Source organism: Salegentibacter haimaensis (genome assembly GCF_054121495.1).
The window spans coordinates 1-1563 of the sequence record NZ_JBSYGH010000035.1 but is presented as its reverse complement, the minus strand read 5'-3'; the positions used below and the strand labels follow the sequence as shown (position 1 = coordinate 1563).

1 protein-coding gene and 1 pseudogene are annotated in these 1563 nt (G+C 41.9%); both read left to right on the top strand.

The features are described from left to right. Positions 1 to 750 (top strand): transposase (locus ACW6QP_RS15340; RefSeq protein WP_457911753.1); only part of this gene is annotated, 750 nt, incomplete at its 5' end. Positions 751 to 765: 15 nt separating this feature from the next. After that, positions 766 to 1485 (top strand): annotated as a pseudogene (locus tag ACW6QP_RS15335) (transposase); the annotation flags it as partial. Positions 1486 to 1563 lie beyond the last annotated feature (78 nt).

Genomic DNA, 1563 nt, shown 5'->3' with positions numbered 1-1563 from the left:
TTTTATCGTCGTTTAAAAGAAGCCCTTAACCTGGATTTCCTATATCCACTTACCCGGAAATTTTATGGCGAGAGCGGACAAAAAAGCATTGACCCTGTGGTATTTTTCAGAATCTGTCTGGTGGGCTATCTTGAAAATATTACTACAGATCGTGGTGTAATGGATCATTGTTCAATGCGCCTGGATATTCTTTTTTTTCTGGGATATGATGTAGACGAAGAATTGCCCTGGCACAGCACGATTAGCCGAACCCGACAACTTTTTCCTGAAGATATTTTTGAAGATGTGTTCACTAAAGTTTTAAAGTTATGCATTGATGCAGGACTCGTAAGTGGTCATACCCAGGCCATCGATTCTGCTCCGGTAAAGGCCAATGCTTCTATGGACAGCCTGGAGCTTAAAGTCCCGGCAGAAGATCTCGAGGAGCATCTCTCAAAGCTTCGAGTGCAAAGCAGCAGTGACCGAAAGGCCAAAGGGAACAAAGCTCCTAAAGAACAACAAAGAATAACAGCCAGTAAATCTGAGCTTCAGGAAATCAAGAGCCGTAACAAAAGATGGAGTGAGGACCAGGATATGAAGCCCGGTGCAAAAAACAAAGGCAGTAAATATACCAGCAACAAAACCCATTACAGCCCTACAGATCCAGATGCGAGGATTAGTGTCAAACCCGGTAAGGCAAGAAAACTAAACTACCTGTGCAATATCGCCGTTGATACTAGGACAAATGTGATAACAGATGTACAAGCCTAACACGCAGATAAAAAAGACACTACATACCTGCAGGACATCGCCGCCAGGTTGAACAGGCGCCTTCGCCGGGAAGGCCTTATTTGGGAAAACGTACTGGCAGATGCCGGTTACAGCAGCGGTGAAAATTATGCATACTTAGAGAAAAAGGGACTTACGACTTACATACCGCCTCACGGAACCTACAAAGGAGGGCCTGAAGGATTCCAATATTTCAAAGAAGGTAATTACTGGCTATGTCCCGAGGGGAAAAAAGTCACCTTCCGCAATCAAAAAATAGAAAACGGGAACCTAAAAGATAATTATTTTACTACAAGAGCAGATTGTAAAGGCTGTCCCATAAAAACAGCCTGCATTGGCAAAAGCCACGAAAAACGAATCAATATCACTGCTTATCGCGAGGAATATGACAGGAATATTGAACGGGTAAAAAGCAGGCGTGGCCGTTATATGAAAGGCAAACGCCAAAGTACTGTAGAGCCCGTTTTTGGCACTCTCAAAGAATTCCTAGGGCTGCGAAAAGTAAATACCATCGGTATTCGACAGGCCAATAAATGTATGTATTTGGCGACAATAGCTTACAACCTGAAGAAATACCTTAAAAACACAACTAAACGAGTGAAAACCGGGGCAAATGTAGTAGCAAAAGGCCTCACTTTTATAAACCCAAATTTATTGACTTTTCAAGCTATTATAAGGGTTCCTATTATCAATACTGGAGTTTTCATTTTTCCTTAAAGCAACCCCTAGAAAATTTCAATTAAAGCTGAAAAAGGAGTTAAATATGAAAATTAGAGGCTTGTGCAACGGTTACTA